The 26,633-nt window shown below is 38.0% G+C and carries 22 protein-coding genes; all 22 read right to left on the minus strand.

The annotated features are described in order from the left end of the window. Window positions 1-58: 58 nt before the first annotated feature. The 22 genes from NST91_RS25030 to NST91_RS25135 all read right to left on the minus strand — a co-directional run bounded on the left by NST91_RS25030 (window position 59) and on the right by NST91_RS25135 (window position 26,512). A complete protein-coding gene (locus tag NST91_RS25030) occupies window positions 59-1,036 on the minus strand; it encodes an N-acetylglucosamine kinase (protein WP_341333308.1) in 978 nt (325 codons plus the stop codon). 71 nt (window positions 1,037-1,107) lie between these two features. Beyond that, window positions 1,108-1,968 (minus strand): MurR/RpiR family transcriptional regulator, encoded by an 861-nt coding sequence (locus tag NST91_RS25035; RefSeq protein ID WP_341333309.1) that lies wholly within the window; start codon window positions 1,966-1,968, stop codon window positions 1,108-1,110. A gap of 140 nt (window positions 1,969-2,108) precedes the next feature. After that, a complete protein-coding gene (locus tag NST91_RS25040; protein ID WP_341333310.1) occupies window positions 2,109-3,056 on the minus strand; it encodes a GNAT family N-acetyltransferase in 948 nt (315 codons plus the stop codon). A gap of 1 nt (window position 3,057) precedes the next feature. Further along, a complete protein-coding gene (gene murQ, locus NST91_RS25045; protein ID WP_341333311.1) occupies window positions 3,058-3,972 on the minus strand; it encodes an N-acetylmuramic acid 6-phosphate etherase in 915 nt (304 codons plus the stop codon). Between the two features lie 12 nt (window positions 3,973-3,984). Continuing rightward, complete coding sequence (locus tag NST91_RS25050) at window positions 3,985-5,133, minus strand: exo-beta-N-acetylmuramidase NamZ family protein (RefSeq protein ID WP_341333312.1); 1,149 nt, start codon at window positions 5,131-5,133, stop codon at window positions 3,985-3,987. A 53-nt stretch (window positions 5,134-5,186) separates the two neighbouring features. Further along, window positions 5,187-5,810 carry a YesL family protein gene (locus NST91_RS25055; protein WP_341333313.1) on the minus strand — a complete coding sequence of 208 codons (624 nt, stop codon included), beginning with the start codon at window positions 5,808-5,810 and terminating at the stop codon, window positions 5,187-5,189. 94 nt (window positions 5,811-5,904) lie between these two features. Next, window positions 5,905-7,500 (minus strand): type 2 periplasmic-binding domain-containing protein, encoded by a 1,596-nt coding sequence (locus tag NST91_RS25060; protein ID WP_341333314.1) that lies wholly within the window; start codon window positions 7,498-7,500, stop codon window positions 5,905-5,907. A gap of 98 nt (window positions 7,501-7,598) precedes the next feature. Continuing rightward, the gene (locus NST91_RS25065) at window positions 7,599-8,519 is read right to left on the minus strand and encodes a carbohydrate ABC transporter permease (RefSeq protein WP_341333315.1); all 921 of its coding nucleotides are present in this window, start codon (window positions 8,517-8,519) and stop codon (window positions 7,599-7,601) included. A gap of 13 nt (window positions 8,520-8,532) precedes the next feature. Continuing rightward, entirely contained in the window at window positions 8,533-9,420 is an 888-nt protein-coding gene (locus NST91_RS25070) for an ABC transporter permease (RefSeq protein ID WP_341333600.1), read from the minus strand. Between the two features lie 204 nt (window positions 9,421-9,624). Further along, entirely contained in the window at window positions 9,625-10,335 is a 711-nt protein-coding gene (locus tag NST91_RS25075; protein WP_121448376.1) for a PIG-L family deacetylase, read from the minus strand. A gap of 292 nt (window positions 10,336-10,627) precedes the next feature. Continuing rightward, on the minus strand, window positions 10,628-11,566 hold the full coding sequence (murQ, locus tag NST91_RS25080; RefSeq protein ID WP_341333316.1) for an N-acetylmuramic acid 6-phosphate etherase: 939 nt from the start codon (window positions 11,564-11,566) through the stop codon (window positions 10,628-10,630). 18 nt (window positions 11,567-11,584) lie between these two features. Further along, window positions 11,585-12,205 carry a YesL family protein gene (locus NST91_RS25085; RefSeq protein WP_341333317.1) on the minus strand — a complete coding sequence of 207 codons (621 nt, stop codon included), beginning with the start codon at window positions 12,203-12,205 and terminating at the stop codon, window positions 11,585-11,587. 39 nt (window positions 12,206-12,244) lie between these two features. Next, window positions 12,245-13,141, minus strand: a complete 897-nt coding sequence (locus tag NST91_RS25090; RefSeq protein ID WP_121448379.1) for an ABC transporter permease subunit — start codon at window positions 13,139-13,141, stop codon at window positions 12,245-12,247. Between the two features lie 11 nt (window positions 13,142-13,152). Next, the gene (locus NST91_RS25095) at window positions 13,153-14,109 is read right to left on the minus strand and encodes an ABC transporter permease (protein ID WP_445724501.1); all 957 of its coding nucleotides are present in this window, start codon (window positions 14,107-14,109) and stop codon (window positions 13,153-13,155) included. A gap of 75 nt (window positions 14,110-14,184) precedes the next feature. Beyond that, a complete protein-coding gene (locus tag NST91_RS25100) occupies window positions 14,185-15,798 on the minus strand; it encodes an extracellular solute-binding protein (protein WP_341333318.1) in 1,614 nt (537 codons plus the stop codon). Window positions 15,799-15,902: 104 nt separating this feature from the next. Next, window positions 15,903-17,513 carry a beta-N-acetylhexosaminidase gene (gene nagZ / locus NST91_RS25105; RefSeq protein ID WP_341333319.1) on the minus strand — a complete coding sequence of 537 codons (1,611 nt, stop codon included), beginning with the start codon at window positions 17,511-17,513 and terminating at the stop codon, window positions 15,903-15,905. A gap of 24 nt (window positions 17,514-17,537) precedes the next feature. Next, window positions 17,538-19,415 (minus strand): beta-N-acetylhexosaminidase, encoded by a 1,878-nt coding sequence (locus tag NST91_RS25110; protein WP_341333320.1) that lies wholly within the window; start codon window positions 19,413-19,415, stop codon window positions 17,538-17,540. Between the two features lie 209 nt (window positions 19,416-19,624). Beyond that, complete coding sequence (locus tag NST91_RS25115; protein WP_341333321.1) at window positions 19,625-20,593, minus strand: carbohydrate ABC transporter permease; 969 nt, start codon at window positions 20,591-20,593, stop codon at window positions 19,625-19,627. A gap of 12 nt (window positions 20,594-20,605) precedes the next feature. Continuing rightward, complete coding sequence (locus NST91_RS25120; RefSeq protein ID WP_341333322.1) at window positions 20,606-21,526, minus strand: carbohydrate ABC transporter permease; 921 nt, start codon at window positions 21,524-21,526, stop codon at window positions 20,606-20,608. Between the two features lie 68 nt (window positions 21,527-21,594). Further along, on the minus strand, window positions 21,595-22,932 hold the full coding sequence (locus NST91_RS25125) for an ABC transporter substrate-binding protein (RefSeq protein ID WP_341333323.1): 1,338 nt from the start codon (window positions 22,930-22,932) through the stop codon (window positions 21,595-21,597). Window positions 22,933-23,151: 219 nt separating this feature from the next. Continuing rightward, window positions 23,152-24,315, minus strand: a complete 1,164-nt coding sequence (locus NST91_RS25130) for an anhydro-N-acetylmuramic acid kinase (protein ID WP_341333324.1) — start codon at window positions 24,313-24,315, stop codon at window positions 23,152-23,154. Window positions 24,316-24,736: 421 nt separating this feature from the next. Beyond that, on the minus strand, window positions 24,737-26,512 hold the full coding sequence (locus NST91_RS25135) for a SpoIID/LytB domain-containing protein (RefSeq protein WP_341333325.1): 1,776 nt from the start codon (window positions 26,510-26,512) through the stop codon (window positions 24,737-24,739). Between the last annotated feature and the right edge of the window lie 121 nt (window positions 26,513-26,633).

Below are 26,633 nucleotides of genomic sequence, written 5' to 3' on the forward strand. Positions count from 1 at the left end.
CTCAAGTGCATCGTATTCAATCACATTAAAAGTTTCTGTTCACATCCGGAAGATTGCTTTACAATTTATGCCTACTAAATTGCTCAATAAACCCCTCATCCACTTCAATATTTTCCTCAAGAAACCCTGCAATTACTGCACCACCAACAGGCTCGATTCCCGGTCTAATTAGCTTAGCGTTGATTGAATGTTTCTCAAAGATTTCTTCCATTGCTCCCTTAAATAAATCAAGCCGATTAAAAAGTCCTCCTGCAAGTACAACCGGTATTTCATGTGCTCTTTCGTTTTCGTTAAATTGCTTATTTATTAAACAACTCACTGCTTCTCCAATATGATTGGCATTTTTTTGAATGATTGCTTGAGCAACTTTGTCACCATGATCTGCTGCGGTAAAGACGTGCCTACTTAAAGAAGCAATCAATTCTTTAGGATTTACTGCGTTATAGATAGAATGGATGATTTCTGGGAGAGTCTTTACTTGAAAATGACCACATATTAATGAGGTTAATTCCGTTCTGCTCCCTAACCCGTCATGAGCCCGAAAAGCTTCCTGTAATCCTTCGCTACCTACAGCAAAGCCACTTCCACCCTCACCAAGTAAATAGCCCCAACCACCAACACGGTCAAGAACTCCCTCGCCGTTTAAACCAAATGTAATTGATCCAGTACCGGCAATTTGGACAACTCCCGGTTTTCCTAACGTACCAGAATACAGGGCAGTGATTGCATCATTATTCACCGTTACAGGAATAGACCATGGTAATAGGGATTCCATCAGCTGTTTCATCTCTTTACGCGCTGAAGGATGGTCAACTCCTGACATACCAGCATATGCTCTTTTTACCTCTTTAAAGGCATCCTTGCTCTCGGTCTTCAATATATCTATTAACTTACTAAGCTCTTTTTTCAAGTCTTCCTTTTTTACATTATTAGGGTTTGATGCACCTACTGTTGCTTCAGCTATAATAGTTCCTGCTACTGTGGCAATAACCCCTTTTGTTTTCGTTCCACCACCATCAATCCCTAAAATATACATGGTATGATTCCCCCGTTATTTGTGATAAAAAAGACTAACCCATTTCGAGTTAGCCCTTGATTGTAGTTGTTTTACTTATTCTTACCCATTAGAAACTCTACGGCTTCACGAGTGGCATTTAAATGCATCAACGTATCATCGTATTGTAATGAGGCTACACACATAAAAAGAATGTCAATAACTTGCAGTTGCGCAATCCGAGAGGAAGTTGCACCACTCCTAAACGTCGTTTCCTTTGTCACAGAAGTATACAATTTGATATCTGCAGCATCGGTAACAATTGAACTTCCGTATTTTGTTAAACTAATCGTCGTAGCCTTCTTCTCTCTTGCTAACTGTAAAACCTTAGCAACCTCTTTTGTTTCTCCTGAAAAAGAAATTCCTACAACCACGTCATCGGCTTCCGCATTTGCAACTTGTGTAGCTGCCATATGCATATCTGCAAATGCATAGGCTGTTTTATTGATTCGAAGAAATTTTTGCTGCGCATCCTGAGCGATAATACTTGAGGCGCCTACACCAATAAAATGGATTCTCCTTGCATTTCTGACTACCTCAATCGCTTTTTCCAGTTCATCAACACTTAATAATTCTGCCGTTTCGCGAATCGTTTGAATACTATTATTGGTCATCTTTTCAATAACTGACACAATCGATTCATTCGGCTCGATATCACTAAATCCTAAATCATTCGTTTTCTGAAGGTCTCCCGCTATACGAAGCTTTAAATCCTGAAAGCCTTTTAGATTTAGAGATTTACAAAGCCTGATGACGGCCGCCCCACTCGTTGAGCTTCTTTTTCCTAATTCATTCGCAGTTAATGAAATAGACTCCTGCGGATTTTCAATAATATAAGAAGCAATTTTCTTCTCAGAGGGTGGTAAGCTTGGTAGCATCTCGGTAAGAATGACAAGTCCTCCATTTGTAGACATACATGTATCAGCTCATTTCTATTTATCTAAATACTATCGTTTATAGTTGTTTACGCTCCATGTTGAATAGTTCTCATTTATAACAATAGACTAAAATAATCCCTAATTTCAACTTAAATGTAGGTATGTCATCTATGAAATTAAATATCTCTTTTCATGACATGGAATGTACGAGTGATTGTGAAACCTGTTTTCTTATAAAGGTACCCCGCTGAAGTCTTTTCACCTGTCCAGAGGAACCAAGCTCCATGTAGACTTTCTGATTTCATATTTTGTAGACATAGGTGTAATAAGATTTTACCAAGCCCTTTTCCTTGCTGCTCCGGGTCAACTCCAAATGGTCCGAATCGGTCTGGCACCTGCTCATAGCCTCCATAAATACAAAACCCTACAACTTTATCGCCTTGTCTAGCAACAAGAATTCGCTCCATAGGTAATCCCTGTAGAATGCCTTCACGAATGGCTCTTCCCCAATCCGGGTTAAATTTTACATTTGCAAATTGGATAACTTCATAAAGGTCTTTATCCTCTGCTTTCGTAAAGGTATATCCCTCTTCTTCTCTTTGTTTCACAAGCTCCTTTATCTCATCGGAAAGCTTAAAATCAACTAAATTACGATCCATCGCTATTGGAGAATAAAGCTTAGTAAAACCTTGTGCCTGTAAAAACTGGTAGGCTTGCGGATAAGCAGCCTCATCAATCCCTGGCATGATATAATTTGGTGCATAAGATGAGAAAAATACATGCTTTCTATTATACTCTTTTAGAAAGTCAACAGCCTCTTTCATTAATTGAGCACCAACACCTGTCCGTTGGTAATCTTTATCGACGAAAAAGAAGGGTATCCATCCATTGTCTGGTTCCAAATCTGTTCCGAACATTGGCAACAGCCTTCTCACTGCATACACACAGCCTATTAATTTATGATTCTCAAAAGCGAGTCTCATTCCTTCTGGATCAAAGTTCGCATCTAATAAAACAAGATTACGAAAACGCTTGGACGTAATCGGATCCTTCCATAAGGTTTGATTCCAAAGTTCTACAATTTGTTTTTCATCACCTGATTGATAGTGTCTATATTCCACCATATTAATTCACTCCCTTACTAGCCAGATCGATTGCCTTTCGTACAAATCCATTAGCTGAATGAATGTATTTTTTTGCGTCCTCAAAGGATACAGTTGCTTTTATCATGACAATTGCTGGCTTAACCTCGTAGTTTGTTTTTTCCAATACTTCCGTTGCCTTTTCATAAGAAACATCAGTAATTGTGGAAACAATATTTTTTGCACGTTCCTGAAGCTTGATATTGCTTACTTTTAAATCGACCATTAGATTTTCATATACTTTTCCAACCTTTATCATTGTTGAGGTTGTGATCATATTTAAGATCAATTTATGAGCTGTCGCAGCCTTCATCCGGGTTGAACCAGTCAGTACTTCAGGTCCCGTTTCAACTTCGATGATAATGTCAGCATGCTGGCTAATCTTTGAATTTTTATTACTAGACAGACTAACTGTCTTCGCACCAATTTGCTGCGCATATTGAAGCGCTCCAATCACATAGGGCGTTCTTCCGCTTGCAGCAATCCCAATAACAACATCAATTTCTGTGAGATTTCTTTCCTCCAAGTCCCTAGCACCTAAATGGATATTGTCTTCCGCACCTTCCACCGCTTGAATAAAGGCATTACTTCCACCAGCAATAATCGCTTGCACAAGGTCAGGAGGAGTACTATATGTTGGTGGGCATTCAACTGCATCTAATATCCCAATTCTCCCGCTCGTGCCTGCGCCAATATAAAACAATCTGCCACCCTGACTTAAGGATTGATAAACGATTTCTACAGTCTCTTCTATTTCAGGAAGAACATCTTCTACACGGTAGGCAACGGTTTTATCCTCATTATTAATCGTCTTTAAAATTTCCATAGTGGACATGTTATCAATATTTGCAGAACTGTTATTTCGCAGTTCGGTTGTTAAAGCTGATATGTTTGTCATATGTTTACCATCCTATTTATACAAAAGATATGGTTCTCTTTGTTTTTTGAAAGAAGCCACTTGCCCTTCACATGCCTCCAAAAAATCAACTGAAGTTCCATGTAAAATGTAGTCCTTTAATTTTTTCGTTCCCGCTAATAAATCAAAAAAGTATTTCCCATTATTATTACTGATGAAGCTGAAATCCTGTGGATACATTTCAGCTATCGTTTCTATAAGTAAAATTCCCGCTTCCAAAGAATTTAATTTTCGTCTATCGACTACATGTAGTTGTATTCCTCGACATACTTCATCTTTATGCTTTTGATAGGTAGGAATAAACGATGTAGGGCGTGCTAACACACCTGTAACCTTTTTTTGATTAAACGTCTTTGCTAACCTTTGCCCATCTATAAATGGAGCACCAATATATTCAAAAGGTCTTGTCGTTCCTCTTCCTTCTGATAAATTTGTTCCTTCCACAAGACATGTACCGGGATATAAGATGTTCATATCAATGTTTGTTGTGTTCGGAGAAGGGGGTACCCAAAAAAGGCCTGTTTCATCATAATACATATCTCTTTTCCAACCTTGCATTGGAACAATGGTTAACTCACAATCATATCCAAATTCATGTTTAAATAATAAAGCTAGTTCCCCGACAGTCATACCATGTCTGTTCGGAATTGGTAGTAAACCTACAAAAGACCTTACATCCTCTTCAACTAAGTTCCCTTCCAATTTTTCTCCTGAAACAGGATTAGGTCGATCCAAAACAACGAATTCTTTTCCGTATTCCGCGCAAGCCTCCATCACATAGGCCATCGTGTAAATGAATGTATAATATCTTGAGCCAATATCCTGAAGATCAAAAACGACCACATCAATAGGATCTAACATTTCCTTAGAGGGTTTTCGGCTTTCTCCATATAAACTAAAAACAGGTAACCCCGTATCTGGATCTACTGATGTTTCTACCTTTTCCCCTTCTTTCGCATCACCGCGAATGCCATGCTCAGGTGCGTATAATGCTGTTAACTGAATGTCTGGGTGTTCATAAAATAAGTCAATTGAAGGAACAAGGTTTTGATTAACACCCGTAATATTTGTTACGAGTCCAATTCGTTTACCTAGATAGTCTTTATATTGGCTCCCTAAAAAAACATCTAAACCAATCTTCATTAAACCACTCCTAACCATCCGTTTCTCAATAGAACTATTCATGTTTATATTCATCATTCTTGGATTTCTTCTTTTGGAAATGATTTAATTGATTTCCACATAAGTACATAACACAGTAAAGAACCACCGAAATAAAGCATTAACATAGGTACCATTCGTAAAAGAGTGAGCACCAAAAGACAGCCTACGATCATGAATAGAGTTTGAAAAGGACGACCAACCGCCATAATTAAAGCATATTTGATATATTCTAACGTTTTAAACTGGTAATGAACAAAAACCGGAAAAATATAGAGCACAACTGCAAAATACACCAATAATAAAAATAAAAATAAATAAGAGAGAGCAAGTGTAATGATACTATCAGATGACTGGAAAAATCGAAGGTCAACGTATAGTACAGCACCTATCAGTACCAGTGCCAAACCAAGTAAATTCGATTGAATAAATTCAGTTTTGTAGTATTGCCAGAATGTCTTAAAGATTGGAATATCCTTCTCACCTAGCATCGACTTTCGAACAACTGAAAACATCGCAGCTGTCGCAGGGAAAAAACCTAGTACAATGACACCTAATAATGAAAAGGCTACCCAAAGAAGATTGATATACAATATTCTAGCTATAGACTCTGCTATTCGATAAATTTTCCAAATCAGTCCCTCATAACCTATACCCATTACATTTCACCTCAAAAACTTGTGCCCTAATTGGGACAAGGAACCTGTCCCTGTGACCCATCTATGGTCCAGGGACAGTAAATCCTTTGTTTTATTATTTTGCTTCTGCCCAACGGTCGTATGCTGCTTGGTTGATTTTTGCCATTTCTTCAGCACCTAATTGGTTTAATGTTTTTACGAAATTATCCCACTCGCCATCAATGGATGCTTGACCAGAGACAAATTTTGCTTCCATTTGTTCTAGGTAAGAATCCAAATCTGGTTTAATTGTATTGAGTTTCGCTTGTTCTTCTTCAGTAAAGTACACCTGTGGGAATGGTAATTCCGCATATGGTAAATACTCATCTTCAATCCAACCTGAAATTAAGTGAATGGTTGGGTTATCTTCTTTTGCGAAGAATTCCTGCTCTAATACCATAGGTACAGGAGATCCAGCACCTGGAGCATGTTGAGCGTTTGCTTGTGTTGTATTCATACCTTCTGGAGCTAACAACTTCCAGTTCCCTTTATCATCCCACTCCCAGTTCTCACCTTCAACACCTAAACGTGCTAGGTAAGTACCTTCTTCAGAGTACATATGATCCAACCAACGCATAGTTGCTTCTGCATGTTCATTTTCTGATGAAATCGCCGCGCGTCCTCTTTTAATTTCAGAGAGCTTTGTCATAAGTTTTTGATCATTAAACTCACTTGTTAATGGTGGTAATAATGGATAATTTGCCCCTAATGCTGGATCAGCATAGCCTACCATTACAATTGGCCAAGTTGGGAAAACACCTACAAGATCTTCTGCTCCTTTAGCTACATATTGTTCCCATGTATGAGAGAATACCTGTTGGTCTAATAGTTTTTCAGAGTATAAGCGGTTTAAGTATTTTAAGTATTCCTTATAACCATCCTGAACGAACGCATATCCAACCTTGCCATCCTTTTCAAAAATTCCACCTTGTTGGTTAATTCCAAAAGCCGGCATAAAGTGATATCTTAGTTCAGCGACGCTTGAAGCTGTTAGTGGAATTTCATCCGCTTTTCCATTTTTGTTCGGATCTTTTTCTTTATAATCCTTTAATAATTGGTACAGCTCTTCAGTTGATTCTGGTCTTTTATCAATGCCTAGATTTTCTAACCAGTACCCGTTCATCCACATAATTGGCACTTGAGAAGTTGTAGATGTATCAATCCCTGGTAACGCATATATATGTCCATCAGGTGCTGTAATAGAAGACTTTAGATCTGGATATTTTTCCATTACCTTTTGTAAATTTGGTGCATATTGGTCAATTAGATCCTCAAGTGGAGCCAGTAACCCTTGTGCCCCATAATCAACCTCTTCCGCAGCTGTGAAGTTAGCTCCGAAAAAGACGTCTGGAAGCTGCATACTCGTAAATGCTAATTGTTTTTGTTGAGCATATTGATCTGATGTTGAAGTTCGGTAGGTGAAATCCATATTTGTTAACTCTTTCATTTTCTTGAAGAAATTCATATCTCCCCAATTTGGCTGAAGCGGTGAACTCTGTCCCATCATTTCTAAAGTTAATGCCTCATTTACAATTGGATATCCTGTTGCATTTAAGTTCTTTGGTGCATCTTTCTCTTTAGATACTTCTTCCTTATTGGAACATGCTCCAAGAAGTAAGCTTGATGCTAGTAACACTGTTCCAGCTATTTTCATTTGCTTTTTGAACTTCACAAAGAATCCCCCTTAAATGTTATTATTTTTTATCTTATAAATGCCCCTTGCCGTAAGATTTTCCCCTTCGTTCTCACCCCCTTGTTAAATGAAAGCTTTTATCCTTTTACAGAGCCAATCATGACGCCTTTTAAGAAGAAGCGCTGTAAGAAAGGATATGCGATTAATAGTGGAGCGGCAGATACAATCATGACTGCATATTTCACAATACTTGCGATTCGTGCTTGTTCCCCAATCGCCTCTATGTTTCCACCTTGCATCATGATTTCCGTTGCAATTTCTTGCTGTATTAAAATTTCCCGTAATATAAGCTGAAGTGGGAAAAGTTCTCGATCTGTTAAGTAGATTAATGCTCCAAAATATTGATTCCAGTGGCCGACTCCATAGAATAGAGCCATTACTGCAATAATCGGTGCCGATAACGGCAGTACAATTTGAAAGAATGTTCTGAATACAGAAGCACCGTCAACCTCTGCTGCTTCCTCTAACCCCCTTGGAATGGTTACCTTAAAGAAAGTCATCGTTACGATAATATTCCATACAGATGCTGCACTCGGTATAACCATTGCCCAAATGGTATTGACCATCCCTAAGTCCCTAACGAGGAGGTAAGTAGGTACAAGTCCGCCATCAAAGAACATAGTGAAAATCAACATACCCATGATGACCCCTTTTCCAACCAATTCTGTTCGAGAGAGAGCGTAAGCACATGGTAATGTAACGGCTAGGTTAATAAAAGTACCCAGTAATGTGTAAAAAATCGTATTTCGATATCCAATCCAAATGTCTTTACTTTCAAAAACTCTTTGGAAACCTTCAAATGTTATATCTTTCGGGAACAACCACATTTCACCAGAGTTTACAAAACTCGGGTTACTAATAGAGGCACTCACGATATAAATAAGAGGGTACATAATAATAATGATGAAAAACCAAACGATAATCTTATTCGTGATATCGAATATTCGGTCTGATCTTGTTTCCATTATTTTGCTAGACTTTTTCGGTTTTATTTTCATGCTGGATACTCCTTTACCATAGACTTGTACCCGTTCTTCTTGCCAATCTATTAAATATGATTAAAATGATAAAGTTTATAACGGAGTTAAATAATCCGACAGCAGTAGAGTAGCTGAACTGACCATTCAATAAACCAATGTCATATACATAGGTTTGAATCACTTGGGAAGCTTCTAGGTTTAACGGATTCTGCATTAGTAGGATTTTTTCAAAACCAACTGACATAAAGTTACCCATATTTAAGATGAGGAGAATAATAATGGTGGGCATAATTCCAGGTAGGTTAATATGCCATATTCTTTGCCATCTAGTTGCTCCATCTACTTTTGCAGCTTCATGCAACTGTGGGTCAATTCCGGCTAATGCTGCTAAGTAAATTATCGCTCCCCATCCAAGGTTTTGCCATTCTCCAGAAAACACAAAGATGGTTTTGAACCATGCAGGGCTTGTCATAAAATTAATAGGTTCAAAGCCTAATAGTTGAATGAAATGATTGATAATACCTGTCGCTGGATCCAAAAATGCAATGAGCATACCAACGAAAACAACTACAGAAATAAAATGTGGTGCATAGGTAATTGTTTGAGCTGTCTTTTTGAATTTCCCATCCCTTAATTCATTTAGAGACAATGCAACAATTATAGATACCGGGAAAAGCAATAATTGATACAAATTAATCGATAATGTATTCCACATTAATTCCCAGAAATAATATGATTCGAAAAATCTAGTGAAATGGTCAAAACCAACCCATTCACTACCAAGAATGCCATCTACTGCTCTAAAATTCTTAAACGCAATTTGTACACCATACATTGGGTAGTATTTAAATACTAGAAAATAGATAATTGCTGGTGCTAGTAAGATATATAACTGCCAATGCTTAATGATTTTCCTCATTCTCTGTGTTCTTACTTTACGATCTTTTGGTACCCCGCTTGAAATGGAAGTTTCAGGGTTAGTGGTTTCAATATTCACTGGTCTATTCATGAGAGTTGAGACAACCCCTTTCATTCATATATAAGGGAAAAATCCTTGCGCTACACTTTCGCATAGCGCCTCTGTAGTTAATCTTAAGAAATAGGGGTTTGTTCTTCTCAGAACTTAAATTTCATGTCCTGGAATAAACCCTCTTCTCACATTACCACCCGTTGGGAATTTTAACGTTTGGGCATATTTTGCTCGACTTACACAGCCCCGAACTGTCCCTAGTGCTTTGTAATAGTCATAGTATCGGAATGATTTTGAATTCATGATAAACCAATAGTTTGACAACGCCTCCAGATATGTTTCAAACTCTTCAGATACATCTACGAAAATATCAGGAACGTACCCCTCCATGTCCTCCCAGTTCTCACTATGATAGAAAGGGTAGAAATGCGGAGGTAGACCTTCTAAATCAAATCCCGGAAGACCCGCCTTTAATTGGGCAGCTTCGACAATTCTTGGACAAAGTGCATGGTCGGGATGGATACTGTTCACCCAGTGTGTGATTACAACAGTTGGACGTAGTTTACGCATTAGTGTTGCCACACGGGTAACAATCTCATCATCCAGCTTCAATTCTGCATCCTTATAATCTAGTGTTATACTTTTTCCACCTAAGATCTCTGCCACTTTTTCGGCTTCTTGGATCTTTTGCTTACGATAGTCGTCTACTGATATATGTGGAGGATTTCCTTTTTCACCTGCAGTCAAATGAACAAATGTGACATCCCATCCAGCTTTTGCATATTTATGAGCAATTGCTCCACCTTGAATCTCAACGTCGCCACAGTGTGCCCCTACTAGTACTAAATGCTTCTTATTTTCCATTTTGTTTACACCTCTCCTATTTTTTGTTAATATGTAATTATTTTTAGAATACTCCTAAAACTGCATTTACGACTATAGGAATTAATTTCCATTCAATTGAAGATAACGCTTACATGCCTAATTAAAAAATATAAAAATCTTTCTATACTAAACTTTTGAACTACCATAAGTATATCACGGAACAAAAATAAATGAAATCAAATTTTATTAAAATTATAATATATTGTATTTATATTTCAAAAGTTTTTATCTTATTCTTCTTATGCAAAAAAATAGGCCGACTCATATTGAGTCAGCCCTCTCCATAGTCACTATTCAAATTAACGGTTCGCTTTGCTACTTCAATCGCTTCTCGAACAAACCCATTCGAAAGAATTATGCTTTTTCTAGCGACTTCCAAATTCACTTCTGCCTTGATCATCACGATGGCTGGCTTTACTTCATAATTTGTTATTGCTAGTATTTCTTCCACCTTGTTATAAGGTTCATGCGTTATAGTTGATACAATGTTCTTTGCACGTTCCTTTAATTTGACATTACTAGCATTTACGTCCACCATTAAATTTTCATATACCTTACCTAGTTTTATCATGGATGAGGTAGTAATCATGTTCAATACAAGTTTATGGGAGGTTGCTGCTTTCATACGTGTTGAGCCCGTCAATACTTCTGGTCCTGTTAATACTTCAATGGCTATATCAGAGTATTTACTAATGATTGAATCCTGATTACTCGATAAGCTAATCGTTTTTGCACCAATCTTTTTTGCATACTGAAGTGCACCTACTACATAGGGCGTTCTTCCGCTTGCTGCAATTGCTACTACAACATCATGGTTGGTAAGGTTTTTTGCACCTAAATCCTGTGCCCCTAAATGAGGGTCGTCCTCTGCACCTTCTACTGCTTCCACTAAAGCACGACTTCCCCCAGCCATGATTCCCTGAACCAATTCAGGCGAGGTACGATAGGTTGGCGGGCATTCTACAGCATCCAGGATTCCAAGTCGCCCACTTGTACCGGCTCCTACATAAATTAATCTTCCACCGTTCAATAGCGATTGATAGACGATATCGACAGTCGCTGCAATTTCAGGCAATACTGCTTCTACACAACCAGCAACCTTTTTATCTTCGTCATTAATGGTCTCTAATATCTCTCGAGTTGACAATTGGTCGATATTCATACTTTTTTCATTTCTCATTTCTGTCGTTAATGCTTCAATTTTTAACATGTATCATCCATCCTGTATTCATATTTCTGATGCTTTCTCATATTTAGGGAACGTTTTGGCTGTCCCCCACATAACGACGTAAGCTATAACACTTCCCCCAAAAAAGAAAAGGAAAGCCGGGAAAAACTTCAAAGATAAATAGATACTTATACTAATGATCACAAGTAAAAATATAGTGAGAATTGGATGAACCATCCCTATTACGAATGACCATTTTACATATTGTCCAATCTTTAAATTGAAATGAACAAATAAAGGAAAGATATACAAAAGAATTATAATGTATATTAGAAATAGCGCTATTACACCATAACTGGCTATAAAATAAGCTAGGCTTTCTTGACTTCTTAAAATTTGAAATTCAATCGACAACAAATAACCAATCAATAACATACTAATTCCAATGATATTAGATTTCACAAATTCACTTTTATATGACTTCCAAAAAGACCTAAAAATGTCTATATCTTTTTCTCCAATAATCCATTTTCGGACAACAGCAAACATTGCCACCGTTGCTGGCATAAACCCAAAAACAATTAATCCAAGTAAGGCAAACCCGACCCATAGCAAATTGAGATATGCGAACTTTGTAATTGATACACATAAACGATAATATCCACTTGCTATGCCATTCATGCAAACATCCCCCTATAGATTGATAGTCTTTGTGTAGCCTTATTCTTTAACGGAGCCAATTAATACCCCTTTAACAAAAAACCTTTGTAGAAATGGGTAGACAATAAGTAAGGGCAAAGCCGATACAATAATCACCGCATATTTTACTAGTGAAGCCGTTTTTACTTGCTCAACAAAAGACTGAGCTGTCCCCGCTCCCCCTGCGATACCTTCAGCACTAACTTCATTTAAGATCAGTATTTGTCTTAAAATCAGTTGCAGTGGATAAAGACTTTCATCAGATAAATAAATTAATGCGTTAAAATACTGATTCCATAATCCAACAGCATGGAATAGTGCCATTACCGCTATAATCGGAAGCGATAAGGGTAAAACCACTTTACGAAAAATGGTAAAGTCAGAGGCACCATCTATTTTAGAAGCCTCCACTAATTGGTCTGGAATCGTCTGTTCAAAAAAGGTTTTAGCAACAAGAATGGACCATGCTCCTACAACACCTGGGATGACAATCGCCCAAATGGTATTCAACATCCCTAGGGACTGAACAACAAGGTAGGTTGGAATTAACCCCCCACTAAATAGCATGGTGATTAAAATCACCCATAGCAAAATCTTTTTCCCCTTAAGTTCTTTTCGAGATAATGCATATGAACAAGGTAGAAGAACGAGTAGGTGAAGTAAGGTCCCCACAATGGTATAAATAATTGTATTTTTATACCCAACCCATATGGCGTCATTCTGAAAGACCCTTTGAAAACCTGCAAATGATACATCAACTGGCCAAAGCCACATCCTACCGCTATTTACCGCATCGGGATCACTAATAGAAGCACTAATAACAAAAATTAACGGATATACAATGATTAACGTAATAACTGCTACAAATATTGTATTCATGATATCGAACGCTTTATCTGATAGACTAAATGTTTTCATGTGATCACCTCTTACCACAAGCTATTGTTACTAACACGTCTTGCTAAATAGTTGACGAGTACTAGTAGTATGATGTTAATAACAGAATCGAACAATCCAATAGCAGCAGCAAAACTATACTGTCCTTCAATCAAACCGGTTTGATATACAAATGTTTGAATGATATCAGATGTCTCCGCATTTAATGAGTTCTGCATCAAAAGAACTTTTTCAAAACCAATAGACATGAAACTTCCAATATTTAGAATAAATAACACGACAATTGTAGGGAATATCGATGGAATATTAATATGAATAATTCGTTGTATTCTGGTCGCACCATCAACCCTTGCCGCCTCATGTAATTCTGGATTTACTCCTGCTAACGCAGCTAGATAAATAATCGTCCCCCAACCAAGTGACTGCCATTGACCAGACCAAACATATATATGTCGAAACCAGTCAGGGTCTGTTAGGAATCTAATTGGTTCACCGCCCAGGGTTACAACAATATGATTAACTAAACCTGTTACAGGATCTAGAAATGCAACCAGCATACCTACAACAACAACCACAGATATAAAATGTGGGGCATATGTGAGTGTCTGTGACCATTTTTTAAATGGTCCATTCTTTAACTCATTTAAAGCGAGGGCAAAAATGATTGGTAACGGAAATAGTATTAAACCATACGCGCTTAATATGATTGTATTTTTTAAGAGTCGCCAAAAATAATAGGAATTAAAAAAACGCTCAAAGTGTTCAAATCCTATCCAAGGACTACCTACTATTCCCAGATTCGCATAGAAGTCTTTAAAAGCAATTTGAACTCCATACATAGGGATGTAGTGGAAGATGGTGAAATATGTAAATGCTGGTAATAAAAATACATATAACTGCCAATTGAGTAATAGATTCTTTTTAGCACGTTTTAATCTACTACTCGCATATACCTGTGTTTGTATGGTTGTTTCTGGTTTAGCCTCCACTTAATAGCCTCCTTTCCAAACAAAAACGGGGGAAGAGGTCTCCCCCTAGACATCCTTTATCTTCCTGTTTCGTTACTATTCTTTTTTATAACGGTCGTACGCAGCCTGATGGATCTTCATTAATTCTTCTAGTCCCATTTTTTCAATCGTTTCTACATAGTTATCCCATTCCGAGAATGGAAGGTCACCAGAAATAAACTTGTCTCTTTGTTCTGCTACATATTTATTAATATCTGCTCCTGTAGACGATAAAAACCTATTTTCCTCTTCTGTATACAAGAACGCTGGCCAAATTTCTTCAGGAACATATGGCGTAATCTTTTCTGCTGCTTCTAATGAGGTTGGAGCATTTTCAGAGCCTTGGAAATATTCTTGTTTGATGATTCCTTGAATTCCACCTAACCAAGTAAGATACTTTGCAAGCTCCTGTTCCATCGTTAAGCCTTCAGCACTATTTACGATTTTATCTGTATATACATATTTTCCATCAGCTGTTTTCTCGTACGTTTCTCCCTCTACACCCATGTAGTAAAGTCTCGCACCTTCATCACTATAGAAGTAGTCCATCCATCTAACCGTAGCTGCTGGATTTGGATTTTCACTCGTAATGACAAAGTTTCCAATGGAAGATACTGACGGTGCAACCTTAGAAAATTCTTGATGTCCGTTAGGACCCTTTAATGCTGATGCACTTACATAATCACTTCCGATTTCATCTCCAAAAAGTTCTATCGGATCATAGAATACGGTACTTGCATACTTTCCTTCTGAAGCATTTGCTAAGTATTGACCCCAATCAATGGAGAAAATATTTTGCTCAACCAAGCCTTCTGAATAAAGTTTATGTACATATTCTAGCAATGCTTTAAAATCATCTGATGTTGCATAGAAGCGGACCTCGTCTTCATTTTCTGGGTTTACATCAATATTTGCATTTCTGACACCCTTGTTACTGACTCCGAATGAACCCTGTAACCAAGATACAAATTCAGCCATACTTGTCCCACCATATGGTATTTTTCCGTTTTTTTCTTTTGATGCTTTTAAGAATTGGTAAAACTCCTCAGTTGTCTCTGGTACCTCCATACCCGCTGCATCAAGGGCTTCTTGACTAAACCAAGGTCTACTAGCAATTCGAACAGACATAAAATCTGGTGAAACTATAGATGGAAGAGAATAAATATTTCCATCTGGGAAAGTAATTGCCTTTCGTATTTCAGGGTTTTCATCCATTAGTTTCTTTAAATTTGGTGCATATTGATCAATTAGATCGTTTAACTTTAAAAAAGTTCCTTGTTTACCGTATTTAAAAAGATCTAGTGTTGGCATTGCAGATAAGAAAAACACATCTGGAAGATTTCCACCAGCTAAAGCAAGGTTTCTTTTTTCTTCTAAGGAATCTGTTTGTATTTGTTCCCACTCAAGATTGACATTTGTCATTTCGGCATATGTATTCCAAATCAAGATGTCATTCCAATCGGAATTCACATTTTGAGCCGACTTCCCTGTAAAGACTTTTAACGTTAATGGATCTTTGACAATAGGAAAACCTGTTTCATTAACATTGGCTAACGCTTCCTCATCTAATTTTGGATTTTCTTCCTTTTTTGAGGATGTATTGTTGCTACATGCAGCGAGGAGCATGATTAACGCTATTCCTACTAAAAACAATTGTTTTGTCAGTTTCATATTTGTAGTCCCCCTTTATTGGTACTCTTTGTGCTTATTCAAATTACAGAAACTCACCGTTCCCTGCATTACTTTCTCCCTTTCATAGCGGTATAATAGATTCACTATTTACCTTCCACTAATCTTTTCTTAACAGTAACCGGTAGATTTCCTTTAACTTCCTCCTTTCCGAAAATTGCGCCAGCTGCTACTTTTAAGGCTGGATATGTGAATTCATAGGTATTTATATAGACTGGAACATCTGGTAAATATCCAAAATCGTACGGGCTTCTCATCGCAATTACAATGACAGAGCCCTTCTCCTTTATTAGCTTCTCAACTAAAGCAATTTGATTACTGCTCGGGGTAATTGTGAGCGTCCCTACAATAACCGTGTCATACCCTTTTGCCTTTTCAACAATGGCTGAAACCTCTTTTTCATCTAACGCACTTGAAAACGGGTAGATATCCGCCTCTGGCTGATACTCTTTTATTGCTGCACCTAATGAAAGGTTGGCATATCGCTTATCCTCCACCTGCATGGTTGTGCCATTGTCGGGATGTACTACAAGTATGCGCGAGTTATTTTGGGGAAGCGGTAACATTCCATCATTTTTTACAATCGTCACACTATCCTTATAGGCTTCATAAGCAATTTTTTCATGCTCTTTACTTCCTACTGTTTCAGGTACAATTGGTTCATCCTCTAAAGAAATATCTTGCCAGCTCAAGTACTTTTCTTTAAGCACTTTGATTCTTTGAAGTGCTTGGTCGATTTCTTCTTCAGTTAACTCTCCATTTTCAATTGCTTTTAAAATTTCCTCAATCGCCCCAACCTGTCTTTCAAGGGTGTGGGAAATCATCACATAATCTACCCCAGCTTTAAGGGCAGCAACAGCTCCTTTTTCCGTACCAACTCCATGTAAAATTGCATTCATCTCCATACAATCTGTTGTGACAACACCATTAAATTTTAGTTTTTCACGCAATAAACCCGTGATAACCTTCCTGGAGATCGTTGCTGGTACACCTGGTTCTGTTTCTATCGATGGAAAGTAAACATGTGCAGTCATGATTGTATCTGCACCTTCTGCAATACATTCTCTAAAAGGTTTTAATTCAATCTCTTCAAGTCTTGTCAATCCGTGTGGAATCGTTGGTAAATCTAAATGTGAATCAACATTGGTGTCCCCATGGCCTGGAAAGTGCTTAAGGGTTGTAGCAATACCAGCCTCTTGCATTCCTTGCATGGAAGCCCGGCCAAACTTTGAGACACTTTCAGCGGATTCTCCAAATGAGCGAACTCCGATAACAGGATTATCCGGATTATTGTTAACATCTAAAACAGGAGCGAGATTCCAGTTAATCCCTAAAGCCTTTAGCTCGATTCCTGTAGCGACCCCCACATTGTATGCGTGATTAGGATTACCTGTAGCACCAAGGGTCATAGCTCCTGGAAAAATAGTAGCTCCCTCTCCTAAACGACGAACCACTCCATTTTCCTGATCCACACATATCAATAGTGGATGCGTATACCCAGCCTTTTTTGCCTCTCGTTGGAGGTCTGTAGTAAGAGCTAGTACCTCCTTAGGGGCTCCAATATTTCTGCCAAATAAAATAATCGCTCCAATATGATAGGTATGAATTAAATCTCGTATCTCCTGTGGGACCTTAGTTCCGTTAAAGCCAATTACAAGTAATTGTCCTACTTTTTTTGCTAATTTTTCACGATTCATCGTTACACCTTCCTTTATTTTTTGTTACGTTAGATTACCTGCTGTTACAATCCTTCGGTAAATATTCCGTCCAATTGTTCCCTCCGGCATTTTATACGGTCCTTCAAAGTAAAGACGTTCTTCCTCTAGTTCTTCAATATGACTGATGTTGCCCTTCAACCACTCTTCAATTCTGAACTGTGCCGTTTCTAAACGAGAAAGCAATCCACCATATCTGATTTCAATGACTTCCCAGCCAAAAGGTTTATTCATCGAAAACCAGAGTTTTCTATGTTTTAAGCGTAGTATTTTGGAGCTCTCTATTAAACTAGCTAATTGTACTTTGATCGATTCCATCTCATTTTTATCACCTGCATCATATGCTTCTTTAAGCTGGATTCCGATTTCCGCTTTCACACTTAGGACTCGCGCCAACTGCTCATAAAATTCAAACATATACTGCCATTCAGGATTCTTTCTACTTGCATCTTTTAGCTTCGGAATCAAGTTTTTGTAATGCTGATTCATCGGCAGGCCTTTGATATTCTGATCGTATAGTCCAATTAACACATCCTGCCAAAGTAAAAACTTCGATGGGTTTGATTCATGTAGATTGTTTTCAGATACTCCAGGTGTTTCATCAAAAAGATTTAAAACCATGAAATCGCTGTATGTTCCACCTATGCAGAAGTGAAATCGTTCCGCAACCTCCTGTCTAGTTACGATTTTATGATAGGCATGCTCTGCAAAAAGCTGCAGTATCGGCAGGGAAGTTGTTAGTGGAGTTTCAGCACCATTGTCCCCCCACATCGTTGCAAATACTTCTTTTACGCCTTCTTTCTTACATGCATTTAATGCTGCCTCTGTTGTAACAATTGCCTTTCCGTAGTTAGGGGATATTCCATTCCAAGTCCATACTCCACCTGCAAAAATAGGATTAGAACCAAGTTCTTTATGCTTTTGAATAAAAGTACGATAAAACTCCTCATCTGAATGATAATAATCCCAATATACGAGCTGAGCATTTGGAATAGATGAAATAACTTCTTGAGGGATTTCAGCCTCTAAGTCATAATAACCGCCGTATTTTGAACCCAATCGGAAGTACATATCACTCCAAATCATTGACTTTAGTCCGAGCCCGTCCGTGATTTCAACTACTTTTTCAAGGTGTTTATTCATAATCACAAAGCGCTCTTCATAGCCGTTTTTATCTAAAAATCGGCCCAATCCTAGCTGATGTGCTTCGTCCATTCCGATATGAATCCTTTTTGATTTGAATGGTTTTGTTGCAGCCGTAATAACTTTTTCCAGAAATTGATAGGTCTCTGGTTCACCTACTAATAAGATATCGGCTGTATCTCTTATATTAGTGGCAAAATTCCATTTGAGAGCTTCCGTTAAATGTGCAAGTGTTTGGATACAAGGGATCATTTCAATTCCTAAAGCCTGGGCGTACTCATCACAGACTCTAAGTTCTTCCTCTGTATAACGCCCCCTCATGTAGCCGAAATACGGTAATTCCTTTACCTCATATGTATCTTCTGTATAGATCATAAGAGTATTTAATCCCATGACTGCCATTTTCCTTAATAAGCTCTTAATCTCACTAACTGTCAAAACACCATTTCTAGATGCGTCTAACATTGCCCCTGTCATTTCAAATTGTGGTTCTTCTGTTATTTCAAACACTCCACGTTTTTTGAAATATTCAAGCCATATACCTAATCCTCTAAAGAAATGAATCTTTTCCTCGAAATGAATTTCTGCCTTATTCGCTTCACTTTTAACAAAGATTGGTCCTTTTCTTTGAATGACTTGAACTTGGAAGCCTTCATCCTCTTCTTGAAATGATAATTCAGGGGAAAGTAAATGTATGCCGTCTTTGATATTTTCGATTTCACCCGTAAATCTAATTTTCATTTTGAAAATATCCTCCTTGTTCAGCCTTTGGTAACGTTTCCAAGTTAATGTTTTCCAAATTGCTATTCTATTAATAAAGATACCATAAAAGAAGTGGTTTTAAAATAAAATTTTAAATAATATTATAATTTTTTGTATATATATTTCATTTATGACAAAAAGGCCCCTGTTCTTATCAGAGAATAGGAGCAAAGTTAAACTATTTCTATTTATTCTTTTACCCCACCAAGGGTTAATCCTTTTACAAAGTGGCGTTGAAACATCATAAATACAATAATCATAGGGATCGATGCAATAGCTGCCCCACTCATTAGAAGCTTGAAACTTGCAAGGTTTGCATCCTGTAATGTTTTTAGCCCTACAGGTAATGTATATAGATCTGCATCGTTTAGCACGATAATTGGCCACAGGAATGAATTCCAGACGTTCATAAAGGTAAAGATTCCTAGAGCTGCTAGACCCGGTTTCGCCAATGGTAGAATGATTTTCCAATACGTTTTCCATTCGCTTGCACCATCGATTTTCGCTGCATCTATTAGTTCATCTGGGATCGAGTGCATAAATTGCCTCATTAAAAATACCCCAAATACCATTGCTAAGTCTGGAAAAATAAGAGCCCAGTGGGTATCCATAATTCCAAAGTTTCGTACCATGATAAACAACGGCACTAACGTTACTTGACCTGGAATCATCATCGTAGCAATAATCGACCAGAAAATGAGATTCCTTCCCGGGAACCGCTTTTTCGCGAGGACGTACCCGGCCATTGAGTCAAAGAGGAGTATCCCAATTGTCACCACTACAGCTATATAAAAACTATTAAAAAACCAGATACCTACATTATTTTTGTTAAACAAGGTCGTAAATCCTGAGAACGTATCTTCAATGATGTAGTCCATAACATCACGATGATAGGCTGCTGCTTCAGCGTCACCAGCACTTTCCGCGTCCCTAGCCTTCCCCCAATGCTCAAAGTACTCTGTAATCCCAACTGGGTACATTTTCGGAGGATTTGAATCTACATAAGATACTTGACGTTCTAGTTCTTCATCTTGGTAGCTGCTTAGTTGCAAGGAGGTACTAAATACCCAATACAACGGTAAAAGGGAAACAATTGCAAAAACCGATAGTAATACATAAATAATAAGCTTGTTTACTTTTTGAATACCTGATGTCATTATGCTTCCCTCCTAGTCATCGTACCGAAGTAAACGGAATTGAATAATTGAAAATAAAAGAATGATAAAGAATAAAACAACGGATTGTGCTGCTGCAAAGCCAAACTCGAAGTCTCTAAAGCCTGTCTTATAGATTAAGTGAACAAGAGTTTCTGTAGCCGTACCTGGTCCACCGCCCGTCATCATGATAATTTGTGTAAATACCTGAAACGAACCGATTGTACTAAGTAATACTAAATATAAGGTAGACGGTTTTAATAATGGCAATGTAATGCGGTACCACTTTTGAAAACTATTTGCTCCATCAATAGTTGCCGCTTCATATAATGTATTTGAAATCGAACCCATTGAAGCAAGATAGAGAATGATTCCGACTCCAAATGGAATTAAACATTGCATGATGATTAAGGCCCAAAGTGCGGATGAAGATTGTCCCAACCAGTTAAGAGGTTCTATTCCAAACCACCCTAGCACATAGTTAAACAATCCAAAGTCGTAGTTGTACATCCAGCGCCAGACCATCGCAACAATTACCATTGATGTAACTGTTGGTAAATAAAAGGCTCCTCGGAAGAAGCTTTGAGATAGTTTGCCAAGAGGATGGATGAGAGAAGCAATGATAAGTGCACTTATTACGTTAAAAGGTACCGTTACAACAGTAAATAAGAATGTATTTCCTAACGCGTCGTAAAAGGCATCACTTTTAAACACCTTGATATAGTTGTCTAAACCTGCCCATTCACTCCCAAAAATTTTGTATTCCTGGAAGGAGATGATAAACGCCCACACAACCGGGATCGCAATAAATGCTATAAACAGGATAAGTTTTGGAAGTAAAAATAAATATGCGGAATAGTTCTTTTTCATTTGTAGCCAGATAGTTGGTTTTTTTGTCTGTACTACTGCATTTGCAGTTTGATGAACGGGTTTCAACGCAATTCCCCCAATCTTTCATTTGGCAGCAGGTAGCCCATTTAAGGCTACCTACCTTATGCCTATTACTACTCACCTAACAATTCATTGACCTTCTTCTCAGCAGCCTTCATTGCTTCCTCTGCTGTCTTTTCACCATTGAATACTAACTGAAGCTCTGTTTGAATGGCTTCATCAATTTTCTTCCATTCAGGGTGACGTGGAAGCATAACAACTTGTGAAGACATTTCTTGTGCACGCTTCATTTCTGGATTGTCCTTATAAGGGTCCATGTCTGCAGCGCTCTTACGTGCAGGGAAAATACCATACTCAGTTGCCATCGTAAATTGCTCATCAGTTGTTGAGATGAACTTAATAAATTCGCCAACCATTTCTTTTTTCCCTTCATCCTCTTGGTGGAACATTGTCCAACCACCTACACCACCGATTGTTACAGGCTCACCTGATTTACCTGTTGGGTAGTTTGCAACTGCAAAGTTTGTAGGATATTTTGTTTGTGCTGAGCTAATCGCCCATGTAGCCCATGGCTGCATGGCAACTGTACGTTGCTCTTCGTTTGCCCATGCTTGGAATGTACCACCAACATCCTGACCACCTAATGTTTCAGGAGCTACATTATGCTTTAATTTCAAATCAGCAAGTTGTTGAATCGCTTCTACCGCTTCTGGCTCGGTGAACGTAAATTTTGACATATCTTCATTTAATGGGCTTCCACCATTGATATAGAAGAACGGCCATGCTTCATAGTATCCAGGAAGGATATACGTAGAGAATCCGTATACATCTGTTTTACCATCGTTATCACGATCAAATGTTAGTTTTTCAGCTGCTGCAAAGAATTCATCCCATGTCCATTCACCATTTGCTGGTGGCTCAACTCCACGCTCTTCGAAAAGATCTAGGTTTAAAAGCATCGCATGTACAGTTAGAGAGTTTGGAACTCCATATAATTTCCCATCAAATGTGTAAGCATCTAATGCATTTTCATAAAAGTCCTTTAGTTCATCCTCTGTAAATAAGTCATCAACTGATTCAATTACACCTTGTTCAATATGGTCAATACTTACCGCACTACCACTAATATCAACTGGCGCAACATCAGGCCAAGATTGCCCTGCGATTGAAACGCCTAATTTATCAGGAAGCTCTGCCCATGGAACTTGAACTAGATCAACCTTAACCCCTTCATGCGCTGCTTCGAATTCTTTAATTTTACTTTCCATCCAGTGGAATTTATTGTCTTTATCATCTGGCCAACGTGGTCCATCCCATACTGTGATTGTACCCGTCCATTCCTTTTCACTATCTTCGCCGCCATCTTTTGTTGTGTTCTCTTTTTTGCTACATGCCGCTAACAATCCAACTACTAAAATACTTATAAGAAAAAGACTAAGCCATTTTTTCATTCTACTTTTCCCCCTTACGTATCTTTTATCATTGTTTTTTCCAGTATCAACAGAACACTATATTTGTAGCTCTTGCCCTCGCCCCCCTTCAGTTTTTACATAATCAAATGCACCTTGGCGTATTTGTGCCCAGATTTTTTCTTCCTAGCGAAAAGTTTCCTTTGAAAAATCTGTGGCACCCGCCGGAGGCTATAGCTTTATTCAGCCTGCTGAATAAAGTTATATCAGAGCAATTTTCCCCATAATAACCGGGGCGCTTGCTCCTGTTGCCGATGGAAGATTATTGGGTCGTTTGTTGATGCATTGGTAGCCTAGTAATGCAAAGACAATGGCTTCCTTAGCATCAGCTTGTATGCCCAGCTCATCTGTACTTCCTAATTTGATTGACGGAGGCAGATTAGCTTGCAATCTCTTTCGTAGTGTTTGATTGTACCAACCACCACCGCTAATAAAAATCTCTTGGATTTTATAAGAATCTATTACTCTCTTACATTCTTCGGCAATCGTTCGGGCTGTTAGCTCGGTAATAGTTGCTACCTTATCCTCGGGTGCTAAATCAGCTTTTGCATTCCAAAGTTCCTTCGCATAATCGAATCCAAACAACTCTCGACCTGTACTTTTAGGTGCCGGCAAGCGATAATAGTCATGATCTAAGAGTTCCTCAATCCATTGTTCGTCTACCTTACCAGCTGCTGCTATTTCCCCATTTTTATCATAGGTTTGTTTTCCATTCGTTGCCCATATTGTAAAGGCATCAATCAGCATGTTTCCTGGGCCCGTATCAAACGCAAGTACCTTTTCATGACTTTTAGCTGGGGGTAAAACGGTTATATTGGCGATTCCGCCAATATTGGCTAAGATTCTACCACTCGTATTTGCCCTAAATAATAGATCATCAGCATATGGAACGAGTGGTGCACCTTGGCCGCCAACTGCCATATCACGAGTCCGGAAATCCCCAACCGTTATAACACCTGTTCTTTCTGCAATCACTGCAATATCCCCAATTTGCAAGGTTGAAGTAATCGTATAGTCTTCTACCCTTTTACCTTCAGGTTGATGAAAAATAGTCTGACCATGTGAGCTAATCAGGTCTACATCTTTCATTTCAAGACCCGCTTCAGTAACAACTTTTTTTGCTGCTTCCGCAAACAACTCACCTAGAAGCATATTTGTTAAAGATATCTCCTCAAGCCGAGCTTTACTCGGGTCACATAATGCCAAGATTCTTGCACGCATGGTTTCTGAATACGATAGTGTTGAAAATTGAATCAGATTGACTTGAATTTTTTGATGGTCATCTTCGGAAATATTGACTAGTGCTGCGTCTATTCCATCTAGAGATGTACCAGACATCAAGCCCACAACTTGCTTTTGGCTCACTTCAAACTCTCCCATCATTTGTTCGTTCGCTTTTCTGAACAGTAGCTCTTAAAATCTATTTTTATATAAATCTCCACTAGTAAAACGCTTACATATTAGCCTTCTATCTTAATTTCGTGACTCCTTTGATAAATTATTTCCTTTTAGGGGATAAAATGTAAATTAATTATAACAAAACTTTATTTCCTTTGAAATAAATATTCAAAATAAACCAAAAAATGATGTACTTATATTTTAACCTGTTAAACTCATCTAATCTCCTAATATTCATTGCTTAGCAGTTCTTAAGAACAGCGTCATTTTATTTTATTATTATGTATGCACAAGAAAAATATTATTTTATTTACTTCAAAATAGTTTATAAGTCCATATACCACAAAAACCGCTGCTCTTTCTCGAACAGCAGTTTCCGTGGTATTTCTTATTTCACCTTACTCAAAACAGATTTACTCTGTAAAGACATGTTTGGATAATAAGAAGTTAGGATTCTATCAAACTCATATCCTAAAGTAGTTCCTAGATAGTATGCGCCATATTGACTCATACCAACACCATGCCCGTTTCCGCCTCCATAAAAAGTTGCACCCTTTTCTTCATCGATTTCAAAACCAAAGAAAGCTGAAGGTAAAATCGTATAATTATCTAGTGTACCTGTGTATTCAGAGCTTCCTGCAGTGGCACGATGCAACACAACAGTATCGCCTTGTGTAAACGCATTTGATGGTCTGATTGTGAAACGGATATTGTACTCTTTAATAATTTTGTACGTTCCTGTTGTACCTTCAATGACAAGCTCCATAATGTTTCCACCATCACCACGTTTTACAACGTACATATTGATAAACTCCCCAATTCCTTCAGCAGGAATCGGTTGGCTTACAAACTCTCCTGCTTCGTTTTGAGTTAACACAAACTTAGGGTCTGCGGCTTGTCTACTCACTATGTTAGCATTGATTGTATTCTCTAATTCTTCCTTGGATAGACTTACCTTCCATCTAAACCATGGAGAATTTCCATCATATCCTGTATGAGATAATGTTTTATAGAATGCTAGAACCTCTTCTTCACTTTGTGTATCAATTTCTAGCATTTTACTAGGATCATTTGGATCAAATGTATGACTTTGCGCGATTAAGTAAGGTAGAACCTTACTTGGGAATGTACCGTCTTCTTCAGCCCAAACCTGGTGTTTAGACGCCCCGTAGCCCCCTGAGGTTGAATAGTATCGTGCATCTACTAAACTGCCATCTTCACCTAACATAATGATTCCCTCTGTTTCATTTACAGCCTGTGTTGTAGCAGCATTTTCAGGAGTATTGTTATAAACCTGACTCATGACACTATCTAATACAAAAAATCCATCCTTTGCAAAACGATCGCTTAAGTAGTCGCCTAACGCATAGGTTCTAGCGGCAACTGCTTGTGCCTTTAGTGCATTTACTCCAAAGTAGGCTGGCATTTCACTCGGAACAACTTGATATAAATATTGCTCAAAATCAACTTCATTGATTAAATTCAATTGATCTCCTGCTTGTGATGTTGTTATTTCAAAGAACCCACGGTAAGATGGATCTCCACTTGCCCGTGTAATATTTTCCACCTTTATTTTACTTCCCTCTTCAGTAAAAGCATAAAGTCGATTCGGTGTTGTGTATAAAACCTCTCCAGTAGCATTCGTTAATGTGATTTCACTTTCAGAAGGTGTAAAAGTTACTTTTTCATTAGCTGGAATTTCAAATGTCTGTTCCGCCACTTTATCCACAATTTCTAGTCCACTTTGAGAACTCAACACAATTGTATCGTGGTCGACAGATGCGAAGTTTGTGGTCATGATCCCGACCCTCATTGTTTCAATTGGAGTAGGTCCATCGATAAAAATTTTCGTAATTTCATTTTTATGATTGACTCGTACGGTTACATTTTCCGCACCAACTCTTACATCAGCAAGAGATTTTTGGTACACTCTATTTTTTCCTCTTAGGGTAACGTCATAATTCTTCGCAAGCGTTTTAGTGCCCTGAAGTTCCAATTCTAAAGTTCCATTATCTTTATCCTTCGCCATAATTTTTTCTGTGTATTCTTTCCACGATCTGTTTTCTTCAGCTGCCGAAGCTTGTCCAACCTGTGAAAAAAGGCTTGCTACAAGAACGATTATGACCATAACTCCCAAGAACTTTCGTGCCGTTTTAATCAGCATATACCATCACACTCCCCCATTGTTTTAAACCTGCCCCTTTATGCATTTAAAGTTTTGTTATAACCTCTATTTCTTTACATTGATGAAATTCACCTTCGTACTTTTGCACCATTTTATGAAA

This window comes from Ferdinandcohnia sp. FSL W7-1320 (assembly GCF_038050315.1).
GTDB lineage: Bacteria > Bacillota > Bacilli > Bacillales > Bacillaceae_L > Ferdinandcohnia > Ferdinandcohnia aciditolerans.